This window comes from Anaplasma phagocytophilum (assembly GCF_023476575.1).
GTDB classification, from domain to species: domain Bacteria; phylum Pseudomonadota; class Alphaproteobacteria; order Rickettsiales; family Anaplasmataceae; genus Anaplasma; species Anaplasma phagocytophilum_A.
The window spans coordinates 1-23349 of the sequence record NZ_JAHLEX010000007.1 but is presented as its reverse complement, the minus strand read 5'-3'; the positions used below and the strand labels follow the sequence as shown (position 1 = coordinate 23349).

The 23349-nt window shown below is 41.6% G+C and carries 19 protein-coding genes; 1 reads left to right on the top strand and 18 read right to left on the bottom strand.

Features of this window, described 5'->3' with window-relative positions:
• The 17 genes from KPX09_RS00795 to KPX09_RS00715 all read right to left on the bottom strand — a co-directional run.
• Positions 1–230, bottom strand: a 230-nt coding sequence (locus tag KPX09_RS00795) for a hypothetical protein (protein WP_249548521.1), incomplete at its 3' end; no start/stop codon positions are given.
• Complete coding sequence (locus KPX09_RS00790) at positions 187–381, bottom strand: hypothetical protein (RefSeq protein WP_249548520.1); 195 nt, start codon at positions 379–381, stop codon at positions 187–189. The genes KPX09_RS00790 and KPX09_RS00795, both read right to left, overlap by 44 nt.
• Before the next feature lie 368 nt (positions 382–749).
• A complete protein-coding gene (locus tag KPX09_RS00785; RefSeq protein WP_249548519.1) occupies positions 750–2387 on the bottom strand; it encodes a porin in 1638 nt (545 codons plus the stop codon).
• A 1687-nt stretch (positions 2388–4074) separates the two neighbouring features.
• Positions 4075–5712 (bottom strand): hypothetical protein, encoded by a 1638-nt coding sequence (locus KPX09_RS00780; protein WP_249548518.1) that lies wholly within the window; start codon positions 5710–5712, stop codon positions 4075–4077.
• A 35-nt stretch (positions 5713–5747) separates the two neighbouring features.
• Positions 5748–7496 (bottom strand): porin, encoded by a 1749-nt coding sequence (locus tag KPX09_RS00775; protein WP_249548517.1) that lies wholly within the window; start codon positions 7494–7496, stop codon positions 5748–5750.
• Positions 7497–8198: 702 nt separating this feature from the next.
• Positions 8199–8951: a cytochrome c1 gene (locus KPX09_RS00770; protein ID WP_249548516.1), complete on the bottom strand. Its 753-nt coding sequence runs from the start codon at positions 8949–8951 to the stop codon at positions 8199–8201.
• 1 nt (position 8952) lies between these two features.
• A complete protein-coding gene (locus KPX09_RS00765) occupies positions 8953–10179 on the bottom strand; it encodes a cytochrome b (protein WP_249548515.1) in 1227 nt (408 codons plus the stop codon).
• Between the two features lie 8 nt (positions 10180–10187).
• On the bottom strand, positions 10188–10757 hold the full coding sequence (gene petA / locus KPX09_RS00760; RefSeq protein ID WP_249548522.1) for a ubiquinol-cytochrome c reductase iron-sulfur subunit: 570 nt from the start codon (positions 10755–10757) through the stop codon (positions 10188–10190).
• Positions 10758–11059: 302 nt separating this feature from the next.
• Positions 11060–11824, bottom strand: coding sequence for a hypothetical protein (locus tag KPX09_RS00755; protein WP_249548514.1), 765 nt, complete (start codon positions 11822–11824; stop codon positions 11060–11062).
• 203 nt (positions 11825–12027) lie between these two features.
• On the bottom strand, positions 12028–12822 hold the full coding sequence (locus KPX09_RS00750) for a metal ABC transporter permease (RefSeq protein ID WP_249548513.1): 795 nt from the start codon (positions 12820–12822) through the stop codon (positions 12028–12030).
• 271 nt (positions 12823–13093) lie between these two features.
• On the bottom strand, positions 13094–13957 hold the full coding sequence (gene tsf, locus KPX09_RS00745) for a translation elongation factor Ts (protein ID WP_249548512.1): 864 nt from the start codon (positions 13955–13957) through the stop codon (positions 13094–13096).
• 34 nt (positions 13958–13991) lie between these two features.
• A complete protein-coding gene (rpsB, locus tag KPX09_RS00740) occupies positions 13992–14882 on the bottom strand; it encodes a 30S ribosomal protein S2 (RefSeq protein ID WP_249548511.1) in 891 nt (296 codons plus the stop codon).
• 138 nt (positions 14883–15020) lie between these two features.
• On the bottom strand, positions 15021–15611 hold the full coding sequence (locus KPX09_RS00735) for a Maf family nucleotide pyrophosphatase (protein ID WP_249548510.1): 591 nt from the start codon (positions 15609–15611) through the stop codon (positions 15021–15023).
• 13 nt (positions 15612–15624) lie between these two features.
• On the bottom strand, positions 15625–15870 hold the full coding sequence (infA, locus tag KPX09_RS00730; protein WP_249548509.1) for a translation initiation factor IF-1: 246 nt from the start codon (positions 15868–15870) through the stop codon (positions 15625–15627).
• A gap of 77 nt (positions 15871–15947) precedes the next feature.
• Positions 15948–17027: an efflux RND transporter periplasmic adaptor subunit gene (locus KPX09_RS00725; RefSeq protein ID WP_249548508.1), complete on the bottom strand. Its 1080-nt coding sequence runs from the start codon at positions 17025–17027 to the stop codon at positions 15948–15950.
• Positions 17028–17035: 8 nt separating this feature from the next.
• Positions 17036–18442, bottom strand: a complete 1407-nt coding sequence (gene lpdA / locus KPX09_RS00720) for a dihydrolipoyl dehydrogenase (RefSeq protein WP_249548507.1) — start codon at positions 18440–18442, stop codon at positions 17036–17038.
• Between the two features lie 7 nt (positions 18443–18449).
• Positions 18450–19631 carry a PQQ-binding-like beta-propeller repeat protein gene (locus KPX09_RS00715; RefSeq protein WP_249548506.1) on the bottom strand — a complete coding sequence of 394 codons (1182 nt, stop codon included), beginning with the start codon at positions 19629–19631 and terminating at the stop codon, positions 18450–18452.
• A 364-nt stretch (positions 19632–19995) separates the two neighbouring features.
• Between KPX09_RS00715 and der the strand changes: the two genes are divergently transcribed.
• Positions 19996–21318 carry a ribosome biogenesis GTPase Der gene (gene der / locus KPX09_RS00710; RefSeq protein WP_249548505.1) on the top strand — a complete coding sequence of 441 codons (1323 nt, stop codon included), beginning with the start codon at positions 19996–19998 and terminating at the stop codon, positions 21316–21318.
• Positions 21319–21408: 90 nt separating this feature from the next.
• Here the strand turns inward: der and gpmI are convergent, their stop codons facing one another.
• A complete protein-coding gene (gene gpmI / locus KPX09_RS00705) occupies positions 21409–22899 on the bottom strand; it encodes a 2,3-bisphosphoglycerate-independent phosphoglycerate mutase (protein WP_249548504.1) in 1491 nt (496 codons plus the stop codon).
• Positions 22900–23349 lie beyond the last annotated feature (450 nt).

Here is a 23349-nt window from a genome sequence, read left to right as displayed (position 1 = left end):
TACTTAATAATGTCACGTAACAATGCTCTCATGCAACCCCTACAATAGTATTTTGATTCAGAGTAGCACCATTCTATGATACGCCATAATCTTCTGATGCATATGCCATACATGACAAGGTTCCGTCCAATACATATGCAACGCGTCACCTCATCGGATCTAACGTAAAACAATGCGTTCCTAGCATCATTGCGCCCCCAAAATATCTCCGTACCTTCCCAAGGCCCCATAGGGTAACCAGGATCTACCAAGATAACCATAACTTCCACCTGCTGTGAAGCCCCTAACTCCTACAGCTGCTGATAATTCAACCGCAGCAAGATCATGGAACCATCCTTTTGGCTGCCCTTTCTTTGAAGAAGCCCTAGAATTATAGCTCAAAAATGCAAGCACTCTCTCTCCTTGCAGCTTCCACCACTAGGCTTCAGTGTAGTGCAAATCAAATATCAGTCTTATAGAAAATATGTAAGAATATGCATGCCTCACACGTCAATGACAAGCCAGATAATCTTGTGTCGTAAAAAGTATTCACTACAGAAAATGTACGTGCTTTTGCATATAGAGAATTCTACAGACAGTCCTTATGCAGAAAACCCGCTTTTTTTCTCTACCAGAAATGGACCAGCCGCTACGCATTTACATTTATGGTTGAGGCTACGGCGGCCATAATACGAAAACTAAGCATCTCCGTTACCGTTAACCACGGCACTATGGAGATGCTTGTAAGGTACAGTTTTTAGAAACACAACCTAAAATCTCACTTTCATACCGGCCAATATAACCTGACCTCTATTTACACCATCAGTAGCTACAGGATCTGTGATAACGGTAGATAACGCTGAGAAGTTGTGGTAGTTGGCAAAAATCATACTCTTAACTCTTGATGAATGTCCTGAAATATTGTACTCAGCTCCCAATGATATCTCGTTAAATATGTTGCCACTGTAGTTACTACCCCTATAAAATGCGGATACATGCAGCCTGTCATATTCGTAACCAGCACCCGCTGTTAAGAAGTAGCTTCCGCTCGTTCTGATAATTACTCTGTCTGTGGTATTTAAAACAAACTTATCGAGTTTATAGGAGTACATGTTATTAACATTATCTATTTGACCTAGATATCCGTAAGACACAGCGAGTTTTACATTCTTGTATTTCAACATTCCACCAAGAACAACATTCTTAATGCTGTCCATTTTTGCAAATTCTATATCACTACTATCCCGTAATAAGCGCGTTTTTCCTTTAGCATATTCAGTAACCATTGATAGCTTAAAATCCAAGCCATTAAAAGATGAACTGTAAGTCATTCCTGCATTCACTATGTTCTCGTAAAGGGGAATGATAAACTTCTTTCTCGTACCCCCTTTTTCCATTAGCGGAATTGAAAATCTACTTCTGATTGCCCCATGAAATCGTGTGTAATCTTTAAAAACACGCATACGTGCGACTAATGATCTTTTTATAGCAGTATGTGTATCCAGCACTAGATCTTCTTCGTATCCGAACGGAGCATAACTCACCCCTAATCTTAGTCCAGCAAAATCAGGAGAAAGGTATGTAAACCTTAGCGGTAGAGCATTAGTTAAATTTAGCGCATTATTAGCATCGATTGGCTTAGAAGCATTCCTTGAAAATCTATTACCCCCATCAAAAAGGCTTTCACTGTATAACCCAGTAGATAAGTAGAATACATTTTCTAAATAAAGCTTCCTTAGCTCTGTAGGTAATGCAGGTCTGTTCTTATATAATACAGGTCTTTTTTCATTGGTCAGGCCTTTTAAAGGATCATGTATGCCACGCAAGTTAACATATCGCATCCACGTATTGCTAATATCCCCAGCCCCAATGCTGATAGCATCAATTCTCATTATAGAATCAATACCTGCTTGGTAGCCGAAACTAACTTCTCCAAACGTGGTATTTACGTAAATCTTTGTCCCACGATTTCTTACTTGTTTAAAGGATGTATAGTCAGCCTTTTGAGTATATGGAACTTCTAACTCTATACTTCCACCATAATGTATCCTATAGTTATCGTTTTTGCCTTCTGCTGTCACATACAACATAGCGTCACTAGCAAAACCTTGCGTCCTTAAATTCTCGCTCGCGGGAAATAATTTCTCATCTATTCCTTTTTTATGATAGTAAGAATCACGAAACGCAAACCATCCGTGTGATAACACTGAACCGCCAATATCTATCACCGGAGACACGGTAATATAACGCCTAAGATTACTCTCATCTGTTACCCGTTTTATCGCTACTACGCCCTTTTCATCACTCAACACCCTGGACTGCTGTGCGGCCGATGACGCCAGAGCATCACTCATCCCGTAAAACATCATAAGCGACGCAAGAGTAGTAGATAAAGAAACCCTCGTCATTTTGTATTACCTGATTAAACGTTGAAGAACATGTTAACTGTACGAGCTATACTTAATAAGTGATAATATTTCTGTCAAGGATTTAATTGCGACAAGATGGAATTTTATTAGGAATAATACGAATTTACAATTTAGAATTATTCTCAACAACGTAATAAAAGATAAATTTTTGCTGATTGATAAAGATTTTTCCTATAAATTAGGAAATAAAGTACAAGTACGCATTTCAGTTTTTAACTGATAAAAACCACTTCTGTAAAATTACAAGAAGCTATTCTTTATGCATGTCCTATGGAGCAAGACATTAGCATTTTATATGCTAGTACTGGTATATACTCTTGTGAGCTCGCTTAAACAGAAATGTTTGTCTTGCACTATTTAGTTCAAGAACAAGATTTTTAGCATCTTTATGTAATTCTTAAAAACATACTGCTATTTATCTGCACGTACAAATCCTTATACAGAAGGCGTGAATCGTTTAATATAGAAAACTGCGCTTCTAAAAAACGGCTTCATCTTCTTCTCAGTAACTCCTTAACAGACCCTGAAGGATACCTAGAAATTTAGGTATGCATCCCAAAAATCAATCTATAAGATCTATACAGAAAAATTGTATGATGTATCTACTATAGCTGTAGAAAACTCTCTCAACTTAAAGTATTAAGCTACTATCAATTTACAGTTTTCGCACATCTATTCTTTTAATAGTATAACTTTTTCTAGTATTTCACGCACATGCTGTAGGCTCATAGCTTCTTTCAAAACTTGACCGCTTTGCCACCTAAGCCGGCATTAAAGCCGAATGTTCTATGTCCCATAACATCCTATAAAGCACGTTACCTAGAAATATCGGCAAAAAACTTAAATCTTTACTTCAACTCTAAAAAGAACCCATGTTGCGATGGTATTTCAAAATTATATCTGCAACTCGGGTTATACTGCTCTAGAGCGTGGTAGCATGCAAAAACTTTTTAGATGCTATTTTAAGTCCTTCATAAAGCATTGCAAAATTAGAAACTCCCTATAGAAACTTGAAGCGTTACTAGAAGAAACGGGTGCATCATCGCCATTCATAAAAACTAAAACCCTAAAAAACAATGTAGCATTTGCCAATATACGGCAGCTACAGACTAAGTTATTGCATATATAGCTTTGTTCATTTAGTTCAAAACAAAACTAATCAAAAAGCTAATACAGATAAATATCCAATTTCCGTATCTTTGTCGAAAAATCATTTCACGAGAAAAAATTAGATAAATTAACAACATCTAACAACACTTTACTGCAGTATCTGCGCAGATATAGAGCTTTTACTACGCCTCAGGAACATAGTACGCTTGATTTCGAAATGGCATTCTAAAAAAGAAAATTATAGCGCTTTCTTCTTACAGAAGTGCAGTAGCACCCTTATTTCCTTAAGTAAACATATCATTCGAAGTAACAGAGCCCACTACCCTACACATGCCCAGTTAAACGACCCAATTCCTTGAGTCACGAGTCATCATTTTCACAACAGAAACTTACAGATAGGCAACTTCACCTTTTCATTAGAAGCACCCACCTCTAGAACGCAACAAGCCTCAGACTCTAAAGGAAACCAAAAAAGGGGCGCCGCATCTTAGTACACGCCCCAATAAGAAGACCTAGCCGAATAAACTACAAGAGTACTCTTGTAGCAACCCCTTAATTAAAACGCAAACTTCATTCCTAATAATGCCACAGCGCCATTATTAGTATTTGCACGCTCGCCGCCTTCCTTTAATACAAATCCACTACCCTCAGTAGATACTTTGTACTCATGGATATTGAATTTATGTTGCACAGAGAACATGTGACAATTTAGAAATACTTCTAAGTTCGTGCTTCCTTTACTAAAAAGGCTATAACCGACTCCTACAACTAAATCCTTCAACGTATTCTCCCCGTCTACAACGGAATCCAACTCATGCCCCCTGAGAGTATGAGATACTGTAGCAGGCGGTATATGCGTTAACCTACTCATAAAGTAGGCAACTGTAGCAGAGAAAGAACCAATCGTATATGTAACCGCTGAAGTCACATAATGAGACGGCAAACCCTTCTTCTTCACATAAGGCACCTTATGTCTCACATCCTTAAATATATACATTTTAGGACTACCAGACTTCCCAAGGTATCCACCACCAACAGCAAACCGCAATCTACCCAAGTCTATTTCCAAGCCACTAGAAAAGGCAGACAAATTATTGTAGTCAGCTACAAAAATTTCCTCCTGCCTCCTTCCTTCCGGCACTATATCTCTGGCCTTCTTTGGTCTTGCATATTCACCAGCAAGCGACAACCTAAACTTCGCAATATCGGCTAACTCATACTCATAATTCGCAGCACCACTTACTATGTTTTTGTACACAGGCCCAGAATCAAAACGCGGGGTTAGCAAAGTTATCATCTTGCCAAACCTGACCCCCACACTCGTTTGCAAGTTCACCTGACCCAAGGTATCAAAACCAGTAATGCCGTCCCGAACAACAAACTCCCCACCTTTGTACATATCATCTCTGTACCCCGTTGGTGAGTAACTAAAGCCCACAGACAAGCCACCAAGCCTCGCCGACTCAAAAGAAAACCTCAACGGCATCGAATTTAAAACGTCCTTTGTCTTCGCAGAAACACCACTTATGCCGCGTAAGTCCCTTGTAGACCGGAATAAATTTTCACTGTAAAGCCCTGGATACATGTGAAAGGGCACACCCTTCGCATACTTCAAAAAGCCACGCAAGTATCTCCCCCAAGCACTTCCATTCTCACCTGACAAGCCACCGAAGACATCCACTTTCATTTTGGACTCAACACCTTCCTGATAGCCAACAGAAAAATTCCCCAAAAGAGTATCAGCAAAAACCCTACTCTCAATACCAGGCGCACCATGAAAGACCATAGATCCACCGGAACCCGCAGGAACCATAAGAGAAAAATTTGCCCCATATTGAGTACCTAGCACATCACGCCTTGAGCGTAACCCAAGAGATAACATCGCATCATAGCTCGCTCCCCAAGTATCAAGACCGTGCTCCAACGGCGAAGAAAAAACGTCTCCCACTCCCGGATAACCATAGTCCTTATAACCTAACTTAGCACCATACATTTCCAGCACGAGCTTTTGACCTTCACTGCTACCTTGCCCCTTTATAGCCCGATCACTTAATAACCAAGCATAAGACAATACCTTACCAGTTACCGACGCACGCTCTCCTTCAAAACCTCCTCCAGAAGATGCAGCAACTACACCACCAGAGGACCCCAGGAGAAGCATTGCCACACTCACAACTACCAGAGAACCTCTCATACAAAACCTTCAAAAATCCAAAACACCCACACTTCTTAGAAGACCAGCTTCACACCTAAAGCCACCAAGCCAAAGTCATACTTCAAAGGCTTAACCAAAGAACACTTATGCTGCCTGTAACCAGCATCACGATGATACACTTCATGAACACCAAAGCGACGACAATCACTCCTTTCTGGAAGTCCGTCAGCAAACCTATAACTCGTGGCTATCTTATGCAGCTGAGTGAAGAGTACACAACGCATACTCTCACCCCTATACATCTCATAGCTAACCCTTAGCCCCATATCACTAAGTCTAGCAAGCGTAAAATATCCGCCCTTGTTGCTATAAAAATAAGAACCATCTATACGTAAAGAACCCACCTTATAGCCAGCACCCATAGCAAAATAATACGAAGGCTTTAAAACGTTCCTAGCATTATCACGCTCCCAAGATATCTCCGTACCTTCCCAAGGACCCATAGGGTAACCAGACCTACCAAGATAACCATAACTTCCACCTGCTGTGAAGCCCCTAACTCCTACAGCTGCTGATAATTCAACTGCAGCAAGATCATGGAACCATCCTTTCGGCTGCCCTTTCCTTGAAGAAGCTAAAGACCTAGAACTTGAAGATGCATATTCCGCACTTACCGACAAATCTAGACTAACTTCGTCATGTCCTAAGCTATATACCTTACCCAAAGACCATAAAGCACTCACAACATTCTTGTAAGCAGGCGAGTAAACCAATGAATCCCCTATAATCCTACTAAAGTTAAGCCCCCCGCCTCTACGCTTCTTCTTGAAGATGTTATTGTACCACCATCCCCATATACTATCCCTAACACTACTCCCCCCAACATAACGTATACCACCAGAAATACCTAAAGAATCTCCAGCCTTAGGCTTCGGACCTTCATATATAGCACTATCTGCCGGCAACCACGCATTAGACAAATCGTCTGCATACCCTGTTGGAGAATAACTCACGCCAAATTTCATCCCATACAAAGCAGGAGACTGATATGAAATCCTCAGCGGTAAGTTATTGACGAAATACTTGCTATAGTGCTTGCTATGCTCTTGAAGCCCATAATAGTCTAGATAATTGTTTACACGAAATATACTCTCACTATAGAGACCTGGATACAACAAAGCAGAATTACTTAGTAACCACTGTCCAGCACCATTAGTGAAGAAGTCTCCCTTTAACAAGGGCAACCTATACTTTAAAAGAGTAGGATCTTTACCCCTGATAAAATCGTCAAAGCCACCATTTCTTAGAGATTCAACACCTTCCTGATATCCTAAAGAGAACTTGCCGTACGGAGTTAAAACATACGCCCTACTACCTCTATTTATAAAGGCCTTTCCAACTTCAACTGCACTATTTACTTCTGGTACCATTACCTGAAAATCTGCACCGTAAGCAGTGCCACTATCACTCAGATATTCAAAATTTACGTGACCTGATATGTCACAATCTTCGCTCCAATCTAGACGCTTTTTTATACTTCCATCCACATCCAATGAATCACGTATTGTACCTATGATAGATCCTTCTTTAGGAAGACTCGGCAGCACTCCCATGCCACCCCAGTTATAAAACAGCACTCTACCACTTAAGGAAAAGCTATCATTTATTCTTCCTGCGCCATTATCTTCTACAACAGAATACATATTCTTTTTTCCCTGTGCATCTGACGCCTCCACTTGCGTCAATCCAGCACCAAGAAACATGCCACAATATACCGCGCACAACGCCACCCGGGCCTGCATAGTCATAACCTTAGAAAGCAATACATCCCGCAGGTTACATCATTTGAAATGTTAGTACAACCAAAAATGTATACCAATATTTAATATTATCGCCGGATAGAAACTTCTAAAATGAACACGTATACACATATATTGCATCAGAAAATTGAGCAAAAATACCAACTCTAAATTGTGTCTCTGGAATCAATAAGCAATGAAAATGTATACTTTTAAATGCATATAAAAAACACCATAAAATCTAGTCAGTAGGACCTTTCCTTTATTACAAGTATGCTCGTACAGGTCTACTACTCACTACCAGAATATACGTCCTCAAACCACATACTCTGTACCCACTGAAACACTATATATAGCCCCAAGCATGATAAAAATATTGAAAACATTAAAAATCTACGATGAGCGTTTTGGTAAATTTTATAGGAATTTTCCTATAACAGAGCTCATTGAATAACTTATAACTTGTATATAGACACGACAATAAGGCTTCATTCACACATCAAGAGAAGACCCAGCACGTCATACCAAAACGACTCACACAAAAAACACATGCTGCCATTGTCTGGGATACATATAAAATTACCGCTCTTAAGAGATCCACGTGAAAGCCATCTAACAAAAGCTCACCCACATAGTACATAAGAACAAACTCGTTGCGCCTTTCAACGTGAACACACCTAGAAAACAACGGTAAAAATATCTATAGGCTACTCCATACCGTAGAAGCTATTTACGCAACATATTCCAGAGTCGCCTATTTACCATAGTAACCAGCACAGTGCCCGCCATCAATGATAAAACAACTTTGATGCCTAGCTTCTTTCTAACCTCCATCTCAGGCTCCGCAGCCCACTGCAAGAAATTCACTACATCTCTAGCCATATTTTCAATACTTGCTTCAGTGCCATCCATATATCCTACAAGGCCTTCTGAGAGCGGAGGTGCCATAGCTATTTTTCCACCTGAAAAGACTGGATTTGAATATAAACCGTTTTCATCAGCATCTGTCCCCTGATAACTGGTAAGCAGTTTGTATACGTAATCAGGCCCATTGTGCCTAGCCTTTACCATCAATGATAAATCAGGCGGATTTGCACCGTTATTAGAAGCAGCCGCAGCCTCCTTATTTGGAAATGGACGAGGAAAGTAATCCGACGGGATACCAGGTCTTTCAAACATATCACCAGATTCATTAGGACCATCAGTAACGGTGTATGACCCAGCTATCGCCTTCACTTCCGCCTCCGAGAAACCTACTTCCCGAAGATTACGAAAGGCAAGCCTTTTCATAGAATGACAACTCGAACACACCTCCCTATACACCTGATATCCCCGCTGCACCGCTGGTCGATCAAATGTCCCAAAAATTCCTGAAAATTTCCATTTCGGTACATCACCTCCAGGCGCAACATGCCCACACACCGCACCAAAAGGCAGTAAATATACGAATATCCATAAAAAAGTCGACGCACGCATCATATCACTTCATCTCCGGCACAGTGTCACTTAAGGTATTAGGCAATTTTCTGCATTTTTCATACTTCGATAGCAAAGGCAAAACTATAGAAAAATACGAAAAGTAATAAAGTGTCGAAAGCCTACCCAGAGAAATAAAAGGCTCCTTTACCTCTTGACCACCTATCCACATCAAAAGACAAAAATTAAGCACAAAAATCCAATAGAAAACTTTAAATACAGGGCGATACTTACCACTTTTGACTTCAGACCTATCCAAAAATGGCAGCAAAAACCACACCAATATCGAACTAAACATAGTTGCCACACCCAACAACTTATCAGGAATTGAGCGAAGCATTGCGTAAAACGGCAAGAAGTACCATTCTGGCACTATATGCTCTGGAGTAACCATAGGATCTGCTTCTATATAATTATCCGGATGCCCTAAATAATTTGGCGCATAAAATACAAACAAGTACAAAAATACAAAAAATAACCCAAAAGTTATACAATCCTTGATTATGAAATACGGCCATATAGGAATGGTATCACGCTTAGATTTCACCTCAACACCACTAGGATTTCCAGAACCAAATCTGTGTAGAGCTATAACATGCAGCCCCGCCAAACCTATAAGCGTAAACGGCAACAAATAGTGCAGCGCAAAAAACCTGTTAAGCGTAGGATTATCGACGGAGAATCCACCCCATAACCATCTAACAATTCCTTCACCTACCAAAGGTACAGCTGAGAAAAGATTTGTAATTACAGTAGCTCCCCAAAAACTCATCTGCCCCCATGGTAGAACATATCCCATGAATGCAGTAGCCATCATGACCAAAAAGATAATTATCCCCGCAAACCACACCAGCTCCCTGGGTCTCTTATACGACCCATAATAGAGCCCTCTAAAAATGTGTATATAAACAACAATAAAAAAAAAGGATGCCCCAACAGCATGTGTATACCTAACGAGCCAACCATAATGCACATCTCGCATTATGCGCTCTACACTATTAAAGGCATAATCAACATGCGGAGTATAGTGCATAGCCAGAAATATACCCGTAATCACCTGGATTATTAAGGCAATACCAGCTAATGACCCGAAATTCCAAGCATAGTTCAAATTCTTGGGCACCTGATAATTCGCCAGTTCCCTGAAAAACGCACACACAGGAAGTCTGTACTCTATCCAAGCTAATACACCCTTGCCGCACTCAGCAGCGTTATTCTCGTTCTTTTGCATCTCCACCCCTACAAAGCAGTACCCTTCTTGCCAATTACCATAGTACTATCATCTACAAAATGATAATCAGGTATTGGTAAATTTAAAGGCGCAGGCCCAGCCAAAATCCTCCCAGAAGTGTCATATTTCGAACCATGACATGGGCAATACCACCCCTTATCACCACTTTTAACCTCCGTAGGAACACACCCTAGATGGGTGCATATACCTACCATGACCAACCACTCTTCTTTCCCAACAAAAGTGCGCTGCTGATCAGTCTGAGGATCGCGCAATCCAGATATATCTACGGCTCTAGCCTTTTCTATCTCTTCCTTCGTACGTCTTCTGACAAACACAGGCTTGCCCTGCCATTTAACAACCTTTGTGCTCCCCTCTTTTATACTAGTTAAATCTACCTCAACTGTTGATTGGGCCATTACCTCGGCCGAAGGACTCAACGATTTGAATAAAGGATATAAAAAAGAAAAAATACCTATAAATGACATAAAAAGAGTGGTGAGCCCCAAAAAATCTCTCCTTTGTACTTCTCCAACAAAACCTTCACTCTTACCAGCAGCAATATCATCATCAGCCATATCATTCCCCTTCACGCTCGTCAAATTTAAGCCGCATATTCTAATTCACATACCAGAACGCTGTGGAAAACAATCCACAAAAACAAACCCCTGCAGCAGCACTCACAAAATGCAAGCGAACTTAAGATTTAAATTATCACATATACCACAAAAATCACAGATTGCTCAACTCTTAGAACACACATTAATAAAGAGATGTATTAATAATACTAAAGAGCACATAACTAAATGCATTTATATAAACTCAGCAACTAGGCTAGTATGCTCAATAATAGCCTAATTGATACAAATAGCATAATGAATCATGAACTCATAAGTCTTGAGGCTCTAGACATCTCATCTTCGACTGCCTTCAATATCTTTTGAGCAGCCTTACTCGTCAATGCACCTGATAAAATACGCCCCATAACTAATGAAGTAAAATGATCAGATACCCGAATACCGTACTTTATGTGTTCAGGAAAATTGTTATACGTTTCTATTCCACTAACCAATTTGCAATACCTGTTCCCTTCTCTCTCCAGTGCTTTACTCAGCTTCTTAGCTAATTTATTCCAGGAACGCATATATTCAGAAAATACAAACTTCATGGCGTATGCAGCCAAAATGCAAAATACCAATAAAGTTACTCCAAGCGCCACATCTACAGACTTTGCAGTTTCAGGTTTAAGAACATGTGACTCCGAAACCCACTTAAAAACCACCAAAGCAAACATCGTAACAATTGTCAGTACAAGCACTCCCCGATAAACCTTTATGCATGTCTGTCTGCTTTTTTCTACATTGCAATTTGCAAACCCTACTAATCCCTGAGATATACCCAGATTGATTGTATTACCAAGACAAAATAACGAAAAGTGGTCTTTCACCCGTCTTTCCAAAATCAACAACTTTATGCGATTGCTATATAGCTCTTTTCGTAATGCCGCACACCTTTTCCGAATTTTGTTATAGGCATCACGCTTACCTGTGAAACAGGTGATAACCAAAAAAAGCGCCGATGCCAAACCAAAAATTGCCAAAATTTTGCCAACAATTTTCCTGTTACTCCAGCTAAACAGCCACATACCACTCCCCTTATCGCCAATCCGAGTTGCTTGGCGGCGTAACTATCAGTTCATGTAGCATAATTCAAGTCCAAAATTTTTCAAAATGCTACGTAACAATCAGTCATCACTGCGACTAAACAATACACGAACCGGTTTTAAAACTCAGCACTAAAGAATTATACAAACATCCTGGCAACAGACAGTACATACACCTCAAAAACTCATTTTTTACTCAAAACATGCGCAAGCACTAGCAAGAAAAATGAAGTTATTATGGTCATAGGTCCAGGAAACGTATCAAATCTCACGGAAAGCATCAATCCTACAACACCAGAAATTACAGAAAGAGCCATTGACACCACAACCATCCGAGCAGGAGTTCTAGAAAGTAACCTCGCTCCAGACGCTGGAATAATAAGAAATGCAGTAATGAGAAGAATACCAACAGAACGAGAAAATAAGACCACCGCAAGAGCAGACATGATCAAAATTTCCATCTTTATACGGCGCGGACTTATACCTGTAGATAGAAATAAGTCATAGCTGATAGAAACAGATACCCAGTATTTCCACCTATAAATTATGACACATGCCCCCACCAAGGAGATACATAACATCTGAACAAGCTCTCCGCTACTGATCATCAATATATCACCGAAAAGAGAGTGTATTATACGCTCACCAGACGATGGTATAAATGACAAGAGAACCATCCCAACCGACATCACAACACTCGTCATGATATTAAGAACGGTATCTATAGAATGCACCTTGTCTATAACAAAGGAGATAATAACCGCCAAAATTAATGCGACTACTAATACAGTAAATGACGCGTCCATTTGCAATACCGTAGCCACCCCCACCCCTAACAATGACGAATGAGCAATGCTATCCCCCATGTAAGACAGCCTATTCCAAACCATCATAGATCCGAGAGGGGCCGTAACTATACTCGCTATCAGGATCGCGAAAACCCCATTGATAAAAAAGCTCTCCGAGATGATGTCAAGCATGACAACCTACAACTGAAAACAGAAATACAAGCTTCCCATTCTCCACAAGGAAAACCCTACATCACCCATTGCTACAGTACACACGAGAAGCACTTCAAGAACTACACGCACTAACAAGACCAATTCTCACACACCAACTTGGCCCGAAGTACGCACGTCTACACACAAGTAACACACACGACGCTATACGGACACACCCATTCCGCACTTACCCACAAACACAAAAGAACAAGCAGGGACATTCCGCAGCAAATGCCCTACCTTCCAACATCTAAGCAATTGCGAACAACCTATACACAGCTATACGTATCTCATGCTTCATACTCCGCCCTTTTTGAACGAGAAGATCACGAATCTTTGTCTGGCCATCCATAACAAAAACCTGCTCTAATAGCACCATCTCCTCAAAGAACTTCTGCATCCTGCCTTCTATGATCTTCTGCGCCACAGAATCAGGCTTTCCAAGAGCTTCAACCTGCCTAGCTACCAGCTCCCTCTCACGGTCCACAACATCGCTACTCAATGCGTCAATAGATAATGCCTCAGGCTTAGCAGCCACAATATGCATAGCAAGCTGTTTGGCAAAGCTAGCCAATTCATCAGAATAAGGACCACCCTCCAATACCACTAGAGCAGCAGCCTTACCCAAGCCCTCACTAACCATACCATGAACATAGCTTCCTATGACACCAGGACCACTTAATTTTACAAACCCAACGCCACTCAGAACCACATTTTCTCCCAAAACAGCAGCAGCAGTTACTATTTCATCAGCAACACGAGACCCAGCATAGCTACTAGCAGAAAATCCCTCTAAATCCTCCGCACCATAACCATGAAGCTCCCTTACAAGACCAAGAGCCAACGAGCGAAATTTCTCATTACGAGCAACGAAATCAGTCTCTGAACCCAATTTCAGTATCGCACCCGCATCACCCTCAGCAAAAACCGCAACAAGCCCATCCGCAACATCTCTATGAGATTTCTTATATGCTTTAGATAAACCCTTTTCTCTGAGATACTCTCTAGCTTTATCCATATCACCGGAACATGACTCAAGAGCCTCCTTACAGTCACCAATTCCCGCACCAGTAATCTGACGCAACTCTTTGATAACCTCAACATCAATTTTCATCTACATCACCTTAAAACAAGCAGAAGCATCAGTACTATTCTTGCACATCGGCATTATCACTGCCAGCGCCAGAAACAACAGACCCCCCTACAACTACTTCAGCAGCACCCTTGGAAGCCTTACCACCCCCCTTGTGAGCAGCAACAGACTTACCCCTCCCAGAATCAACTACACTTCCATCCTTAGTTTGCCCTAGTGATCCAGCAACACTAATTCCCGAACTCATCAAATCTGAACGAATAGCCTCCAATATCGTATTGGACACAGCCCTACAGAAGAAATCTATAGACCTAATAGAATCATCATTACCCGGAATAGGATAATCAACACCTCTTGGATCCGAATTCGTATCCAAAACAGCAACAACAGGAATTTTCAGCTTATTAGCCTCTTGTATAGCTATGTGCTCCTTATTAGTGTCAATCACAAAGAGAATATGAGGCAACCCCCCCATTTCACGAATTCCACCTAAAGACCTCTCAAGCTTCTCTCTTTTCTTATCAAACACTAAGAGCTCTTTCTTTGTAAACTTAGCATCTGTATCATTTAAAAGCTTCTCGAAGTCTAAAAGACGCCTGATTGAAGATGATACAGTCTCCCAGTTAGTTAGCATACCACCCAACCACCTGTGGTTTACATAGTACTGCCCACAACGAGCCGCCTCCTCTGCAATAACATTCGATGCCTGAACTTTAGTACCAACAAAGAGCACCCTACCCCTTCTATGAACTACGTCATATAGAACGCTCAGCGCATTCCTAAGAAGAACAGCGGTCTTCCTCAAATCTATTATGTGAATGTCTTTGTACTTATGTACGCCATATATGTAAGGCGCCATAGCTGGATTCCAACGACCGGCCTTGTGCCCAAGATGCACCCCAGCTTCCATTAAATCACGTATGCTAAACTCAGGTATACTCCCCATAAAACAACTCCTTAAACTACAATAGTTCAACCTCCACAGCACAACCTACGACTAAGTAGGACCATTGCGCAGCTGTGTGCGAAATAAAAGACTTAGATGCAAGCCTCAGCATGATGCTACCAGGCTACTGAAGCTTTATCAAGGAATATGTGTCAATTTGAAATATCCACTCAAGAGACAATACGTCTCATGCAAAGGAAGACCTACTATAGAGGAATGCGAACCCTGCATCCATGAAATCAACGCACCAGCCCAACCCTGTATACTATATCCACCAGCCTTTCCCTTCCATTCCCCGGAGCGTATATAGCAACCTATCTCATCTTTTGATAAGCGCTTAAATTTCACCACGCTGACCACACTACGTACACGCACATCCCCAGTAGGAGTACAGAGACAAACCGCAGTGCACACACGATGCCTCCTACCAGATATCATTTCAAGATACTCAGTAGCTTGAGCCTCATCATCTGTTTTCAACATTATCCTTCTGCCGCAGTAGGCAACGGTATCTGCACCCAAAACAAACCTGTCAGACCTCGACGAAAAGACTTTGAGCGCCTTCTCTCGAGCAACACGCTCCGCATATAACCTAGGTAACTCACCTTTGTGAACAGACTCATCCAAATCAGGCGATATAACCTCACCCGGCACTATCATGAGTTGCTTCAACAGTCTAAGCCGATATTCAGAAGACGATGCCAGTACTAAACTATCCATCTTCAGCACTTCAATATACCTCTCAGTCTTTATTCCTCAGCCTACTAACCACTCTACCCTTTCCTAGCCCGTGCTTATTGACGCCATAAGAACTAACTTCAACCATTACCCTATCGTGCATAAGAATACGTATTTTACTCTTGCGTATACGACCAGAAGCGTGCGCCATAATCTCATAACCGTCATTCAATTTGACGATAAACACGGCATCACGTAGTAACTTGGTTACTACACCTTCGACCCTCGCAACTCCCTCCTTAACTTTCAACTCTCAACCAGAAAAACCAACATGGCCGTCATTGTAAGATATACATGTATCCATTGCAATTAGTTTCAAATTCCCCATTAAGTATTACATTCAACTATTTGCGCACCATCCAACGCATATTCATGCCCCCGTACAATTAACTTCACCGAATCTTCATGAATACCAGAAACCCATATGTACCCCTCGTCATCATCCACTATTGCAACATCTAGAACCCTAATTAGCCCCCTATCATCTAGCACTTTAACACCAAGATCACCCTTAGCACTTACACTAAGAGAAGAAGAAGGTACTCTATAAGCCTTCTCTCTCCTAATAATGAATTCAACCTGAGCAAACATGCCCTCAGTAATCTCAAAAACACCCTGAGGCTCTATTAAAATCTCCAATTTATATGATTTGGTCTCAGGCGAAACCACCTTACTAATGAAGCTCACTTTACCCGACGATATAACACCAGCACGCCCCAGTGTTACCTTAACACTATCACCTGGTTTAATATACGCCACATCCCTTTCAGGAACATACGTTACCACTTTGAGGTTATCAAAATTCAAAACCCTAGCAACAGTCTGCCCCACACCAACTATGGAACCAACTTGAGGCAAAATCTCATCCACAACACCTGTAAACGGCGCCTTTACTGTAGCGCTATCAAATGCTAACTTCGCGTTCTTATAATTAACCTCTGCCTCTTTTAACGCTACAAGCGCAGCATGATCATGAACTTGAGACCTATACCCCTCAGCACCTAAAGATTCCGAAACACCACGCTCAAGACGCCTTTGCTCAAGTAGTACCCTAGCTTGCTCCAACTGCTCTAGCTTACCGCGAGCATCTATTCTTAAGATAACTTGATCTTTATCAACAGCACTCCCATCACTAAGCAGCACCTCTTCAACCCTTCCATTGGCTTCAGAGATAATATCAACAGCCCGCGCAGCAGCCACATTGGCAGAAAAAACTCTCTTTACCTCATGCACCGCAGCATCGAATTTCAATACATCGATAAGAGAACAAATATCAGCTCTACCATTAAAAACAGGGCCCTGAGAGGACTTCCTGCTAATCAATATACCGCTAGTAAACCACAACACACAGCCCACAACTAACAGTGCCGCAACTACATATCTCCTACGCAGCGTAAATGGACCCACTTCAACCTCTAGCGTTTATAAGATACAACCTCGCATGCATCCCTAAATACTTCATTCACATCCGGATGCGAATGACAAATATAGCAGATATCTTCAGCAGTTGCTCTGTAACCTAACGCAACAGCAGCTTCATTAATCATAGTGTCAGCATGCGCACCTACTATATGCACACCCAAAATCACGTTAGTATCCTTGCACGCTATCACCTTGACAAAACCATCACTATCGCATGCAACCCTAGCCCTACCATTGGCGGCAAAGCTACTCTTACCAACCTTATATTTGTAGTTTATGCTCTTAAGACTCTCTTCACCCCTACCCACGGAAGCCGCGGCAGGATGCGTATATATAACCGCAGGAATCACCCCATAGTCAACTTGCGTCACGTTACCAGCAATTAACTCAGCAACTGCATGCCCCTCTATTTCCGCCTTGTGAGCAAGCATAGCACCACCAATAACATCCCCTATCGCGTAAATCCCTTTTATACTAGTCTCATACCTATTGTTAACGCATACAAAACCTCGGTTATCGAGCAATAGCCCATCCATATCAATAACCCCGGCAATAATAGGACTCCTACCCACAGCTACCAGAACTTTATCCACTTCCATAGAAGCTACAGAACCATTAACCACAGCTTCATAATTAACCAATAAGCCTGTATTTCCCTTGTCAACGGATACTACCTTCTGCGCCAAATTAAATTTAACGCCTTGCTTCTCCAGAAAGCCCTGCAACGCCTTGCTTATGTCTGCATCGAATCCAGAAGCTATTTTATCGGAATACTCTACTACCGTCACTTCGGAGCCTAACCTACTCCATATAGAAGACATCTCAAGCCCTATGGCTCCACCCCCTATCACCAACAGCCTCTTCGGAACATCCATACTTAGTGCCCCGTCCGAAAATACAACCGAATCCCCATCAACATCTATCCCCGGCAAAGAAGTAGGAGTAGACCCCGTAGCCAGCACCACGTTCCTCGCTAATACCTTTCCCGGAGAACCATCTTGATTCGAAAACACAACTTCAAAAAAATCTCCCTTTTTCCCTGCTACCTTGGCTTCAGCACGCAATTTATGAACCCCAGCCGAAGAAAAAAGGCTATCTATGCCTGAACTCAGTATAGCTATTTCATTATCCCTAACTTCGAACATCTTTTTTAGGTCAAACTCCACATCCTTGGTCATAATTCCCAGCTTAGGAAAGAGATCTTTTGCGGAGTGAAACTTGTAGGAACACTCTAACATAGCCTTTGAAGGGATACACCCAACCCTAAGACATGTACCGCCCCATTGAGAATTTTTATCTATACAAACAACACTCAATCCCAGTTTGGCAGCCTTTATAGCGCATTTATACCCCCCAGGACCCGCACCTATTACGGCAACATCGTAGTTACTACTACCCATAAAACACCTATGAAATAATCACAAATCCCATCTTACCAGCAGCGACGTATACCGAAGCATCAGCCTTAATAGGATAACGCAGGCTTTGTGCCCCCGGGATAATATAGGATTCCTCTATCACTCCTGAAAAAGCATTAATACCTACAAAATAGCCTTCCATACTCAAGAGCCACAACTTCCCGCTGACCATCACAGGCGCCCTCCACCGCAAGCGTTTCTTCTTACCAAACTTACTTAGAGACAATTTCCAAAGTCTTACCTTGCTATCTACATCATATGCAAGCAACTCACCAGTATCTGTCACTACAAAAAGCGTCTCCTCATCCTCTTTTGAGAGACTGAGAACACCAAGGTCCTCGGACCATGTAATTTCTCCCGTTTCTAAATCTATACTTGATAAAGCCCCAGAATCATCTACTACAAAAACCTCGGAACCTGCAACTACAGGTGTGACCTCTATACTCCCTATTGAACCCATGCTCCTCCGCTTGAGTTCATTCTCCCACATCTTATCTCCACTGTATGAGTCTAAACATAATACCCTACCATCCGGTAAAACTACAACTACATAGTGTTTGTCTGAGGTATATGCCACCGATAAATCACTCTTGACACGCATCTGCACCGAGCTTTCTTCTCGATGCCACAACAGCCCTCCTGTTTCAACATCAAAGACACATAGATAACCATCTATTGTCATAAAAGCCACAGACCGCCCTTCATTCAACAGCACTAGATTGCCACTGATAAAATTTCGAATGGTACTACTCCACTTTATCTGTCCCGTACTAGGATCCAATCCATATAGCACGTTATCAATCGCACATAGAATAACCCCTCTAGAATGTATTAAACTTGAGGAATATACAGAACGCCTTCCCCCAGCTAGTGCTACATACCATAACACCTTACTAGTATCACCGCTATTCAATGCTGTGAGCCTACCCTGATCGTCCAGAGTTACAATCACATCAGCAACATCACCTGGAACAATAGTTAAGCTGGTAGAGATACCCCTGATCGTTTTTACCTTATGGAATGTTCCATCAACATCTGAAGACCCTGAAGAACGCCCGAGTAAACCTCGGCTATTCTCAGAGATGACCGCTAACACAGAAGTACTTGCAAATACCACAGTACTCTGCCATATAACAACCAAAGTAACAAATACAGTCGCTAGCAAACGCATAGTAACTACAACACGTAAAAAACACGGTTCATAATCGTGCAACTACCCGAAAAAATCAACCTATTATTTACGCCATAAACCCAGTTAAAAAGTTCACTACTTCCTATATAAGCATTAGCGGCATTGGAGCTGCACTTGGAGGTCATCAAGCTTCCTAACTCACGCGTGCGTATACACTGTTAGTCATCCCTCAACATAGGAATCAGGGATACTGTCACTGAATTTAAGAGATCAACAAACTTCCTGTATCCCACGTGCTTTGCGGAAGAAATGCTCCCTGAATAATAAGACATATGCAGCTTCACACTTGCGATATTGTAGGTATAATCCTTGGAATAAGTAATTCTATACATTGGTATTACAAATGCAAAAAGTGGCTATAGTTGGGTTACCCAATGTAGGAAAATCTACTTTATTTAACCGTTTAACAAGAAGAAAATCTGCAATAGTCAGCGATATCGCTCATGTGACCCGTGATAGGAAAGAAGCTTTAGTGGACTTTTGTGGACTGCGGTTTATAGCCATAGATACAGGCGGCGTTGCTGATGGAGGTGAAATACAGTCCTTAGTAAAAACACAGGTGCAACTCGCACTCGAAAATGCCGACGTTGTTCTATTTGTAATAGACGCACAACGCGCTACAGATTCCCACAGCACAACTCTAGGCAAATGGCTAAGCAAGATAACTAACAAACCCATAATCTTAGTCGCCAATAAATGTGAAAGTAATAAAAACAATGTCCACGTAGATACAATGGAATATTTGGGATTCTTTGGACCTGTGTACATATCTGCAGAACATAACTTAGGCATGGCAGATTTATATGATGCTATTGCCCCATTAATAGAACAGAGTGAACGGCCTAAAAAAGATAAAGATCGCCCAATAGCAATTTCTATAATAGGCCAGCCTAATGTGGGAAAGTCCACATTTGTAAACAGTATTTTGGGCGAAGAGAGAGTAATAACAAGTGGTATAGCCGGCACTACTCGTGATTCCATAAGCACTGAGTATTCTTATAAGGGCATCACGCTACTGTTGACTGACACTGCAGGCATTCGCAAGCGTACAAAAGTAACTGAGAACATGGAGAAACTTTCCGTGCAGTCTGCAATCCATGCATTATCAAAATCACATGTAGTGATATTGATAGTAGACTTCACACAGGGCATCAGCCAACAGGATCTCTCCATAGCAAGTACCGCAATAAAAGACGGGAAAGGTATTGTTTTGGCACTGAACAAAGCTGACCTTGTAAACGACAAAGCCGCAGAAGATGCAATCTTAAACGCAATCAGGCAGTATAGCAGAGTTGACTTTGATGTGCCTATTATGAAGATGTCCGCACTAGAAAATATTGGATGCGATAAGGTTTTAAGTAAGGCTGTAAAAATATATGAGTCTGCAAGCAAGCACATCAGCACTTCTAAGCTAAATAAGTGGCTTGGCTTAGCTACGGACTACCATCCCCCACATTTACAAAATAAGAAAAAGGTTAGACTAAAATACATCTCACAAGTTAGCATACTGCCTCCCACCTTCGTAGTCGCTACAAACAGTACAGAAGTGGAAAGTACTTATCAAACATATCTGAAAAACAGCTTTCTAAAACACTTTTCCATGCAAGGTGTCCCTATAAGAATGATTTTCAAAAAGGGTAACAACCCCTATATCTCCAAAAACTGAGTGCCAAGTTTAGCATCTTACTGGCGCTTCAAGCCTTATATACACATCCTCTATAGCTCTGAAAGAACAGGTCACTCAACGTCAGTATAACTAGCCATGCTTGGTTATTAAGGAACACCCTGTCATATCACTAGGCTGAGGTATATTCATAAGTTCGAGAACGGTCGGAGCAACATCACACAGCCTACCATCTGATAAACTTATATCACCATAAGCGTTACATACTACAAACGGAACCATACTTGATGTATGCGCAGTAAATGGTGAATCATTTTGCACATCAAACATCTTCTCAGCATTCCCATGGTCAGCAGTGATCAGCATAACAGCTCCAGCGTTCACTGCAGCATGAAACACCCTCTGTAAACAGCTATCTACAGTAGTAACCGCTTTTTTAGCAGCTTCCATATTACCGGTATGCCCAACCATGTCGGCGTTTGCATAATTAACTACCGTCAACGCATATTGCTGAGAACTTATTCTCTCTACCAACGAATCAGTTATCTCAACAGCTGACATTTCAGGCTTCAGGTCATATGTACTAACGTCAGGAGAGGGTATTATTATTCTATCTTCCCCTGTAAAAGGCTCTTCCCTACCCCCATTGAAAAAGAACGTCACGTGAGCAAACTTCTCAGTTTCAGCAATACGTAGTTGCTTTAGACCGCGCTCGGAAATAACCTCACCTAGACTTCTATGTATCTCCCTAGGAGGAAACAGACTGGCAATACGCATCTTCTCCGAGTACTGCCGCATACCCAACACGTTACTTACTTCTGGAAACCTATGCAACAACATGCCCAGCAATTGCAAGACACGGTCATTACGGAAGTTAGTGAATAATACACCATCCTCCACACCCATACCATCATAATCACCTATCACCGTGGGTACTACAAACTCATCAGTAACACCACTATTGTAACTTTTTTCTAAAGCCTCCATGGCACTGCCGATTCTCGGCCCTGTAGCATATGCTATTGCATCATAAGCTTTACATGTCCTGTCCAGGCGATTATCCCTATCCATAGCATAGTAACGCCCTGCAACAGTAGCAATTTCGGCATCTAAATGCTCAATTTTAGAGTTCAGCATACTGATATACTTCTCAGCAGAACGCGGCGGAACATCTCTACCATCCAAAATTACATGTATAAAAACCTTGATGCCAAATCCGGTAATAACCTCAATAATGGTTTCCATGTGCGCCTGAAGAGAATGTACCCCACCATCAGAAAGCAGTCCAATGATGTGACATACCCCACCCTTTTCTTGTATATTGCGCACAAACTCCAACAATTTAGGATTCTTGTGAACTTCATTAATCTCAAGATTAATTCTCAACAGATCCTGAAGCACTATCCTTCCACACCCTATACTTATGTGCCCTACTTCTGAATTCCCAACCTGACCTGGAGGCAATCCGACATCCGTTCCACTAGCAGACAAACTACTCATAGGACAGCATGAAACCACAGTATCCCAGAATGGCGTATACGCCGCATGAATAGCATCATAACCACCACCACTACCATTACCCCATCCGTCAAGTATACAGAGTACTACATTGCTCCCAGACATACGCTACCGCGTTGCTCAATGAAAGTGTGATTTTACCTATGTGATTTATGGTAGTAAACAACTATCATATATACTCGAAATAATCATAAAAATAATACGAATGCACGCGCATTTAACTTCCAAAACCATATTGAAAAAAAACCGATGCCACTGCAGAGCTCATACATTCTCCAACGGTATGCAGATAAACGTTCAGATCTTCATAATAAAGTTAGCTAAAACCTTCATCTCTGCTTTCCTTCAAGTCCAATAATTCTATTTAGATTAGTTACCCTGATTAAGAAAACACACAAATACTACGAAATATGCTACAGATAGCAACTATAGGTCTCGTGCCCGTTTACTCGGTGGCTCAAGTTCATCATCACTATCACTAGGAGTTCGTGATCTATGAGATGTAACTTGTACCCCCTCCAGCAGAGAACTGGCACCTGATGATGTTGACGGCTG